At 73.5% G+C, this 1,050-nt stretch carries 1 protein-coding gene; it reads right to left on the bottom strand.

The window, feature by feature from the left end; translation table 11 throughout:
- Positions 1–35 precede the first annotated feature (35 nt).
- Entirely contained in the window at positions 36–974 is a 939-nt protein-coding gene (locus D7V93_RS43400; protein ID WP_120648710.1) for an SDR family NAD(P)-dependent oxidoreductase, read from the bottom strand.
- Positions 975–1,050 lie beyond the last annotated feature (76 nt).

The following is a 1,050-nucleotide window of genomic DNA, read 5'->3' as shown; positions in this document are numbered from 1 at the left end:
GGGCAGCGTGCCCCCGACGCCCGCGTGGCTGCGCTTCACGGCGACGCTGGGGCTGGCGGCGCCGTGAAGCGCAGCCACGCGGGCGTCGGGGGCACGCTGCCCCGGGGCCCCACCCCTTCCTCCACGGGGGCGAAGAGGTTGCCCTCGGGCCGGTGCAGCGGGGTGGTCGTCGTCTGCATCCACTCGCCGTAGCGGCGCAGCACCGCCTTGCCCACCGACGGCGCGATGCCATTGAGCCACAGCATCAGCCGCCCCTGGAGGAACGCCGGCACCGACGTGCGCCCCGGCCGCCGCGCCAGCCGCACCACCGCGCGCGCCACCAGGTCCACGTCGTACGTGGGCGGCACCGGCACGGGCTTCTTCCCGAGCATCGTCGGCGCATGGTCGAACATGGGCGTGGACACGGACGGCACCATCACGTTGGAGATGTGGATGCCCGTGCCGGCCAGCTCCAGCTCCAGCGACTGCGCCCACCCCAGCGTCGCGTGCTTCGCGGCCGCGTACGCGGACAAGAGCGGCGCCGACCCCGATGACAGCATGGACTGGACGTTGAGCAGGTGGCCGTGGCCCTGCGCCCGGAAGTGCGGCAGCACCGCGCGCGCGAAGCGGAAGTAGCCGAAGCACGTCACGTCGAACACGCGCGTGATGTGCTCCCACGGGAGCTGGTCGAAGTGGCCGTAGGACTGCACCGCCGCCGCGTTGACCAGCAGGTCCACGCGGCCGTAGCGCGCCACGCACTCGCGCACCACGCGCTCCACGTCCTCGGGCACCGTCACGTCGCCCTCGCACACCAGGCACTCGCCGCCACGCTGGAGCACCTCCGCGCGCAGCTTCTCCAGCGCGGAGCGGCGCCGCGCGGTGACACACAGCTTCACCCCGGCCTCCGAAAGCCGCAGGGCGGACTGCCACCCCACGCCGCTCGAGGCCCCCGTGACGATGGCGATCTGTCCCTTCAGGTCCTCGCGGTGTGCCATGCGCGCTTCTCGCCTCCCGCCCCTTCAGGTAGGCCTTCCGGGGCGGCGCGGCACGGTGGCGGCGGCTGAAATCGCC

This window comes from Corallococcus llansteffanensis (genome assembly GCF_003612055.1).
Lineage (GTDB): Bacteria > Myxococcota > Myxococcia > Myxococcales > Myxococcaceae > Corallococcus > Corallococcus llansteffanensis.
Note: the sequence above shows the minus strand (reverse complement) of the source record. Positions and strands in the feature narration are given on the sequence as shown.

Excerpts from the sequence above, each read along its gene's own strand:
- D7V93_RS43400 (WP_120648710.1), bottom strand. The coding sequence starts at position 974 with ATGGCACACCGCGAGGACCTGAAGGGACAGATCGCCATCGTCACGGGG.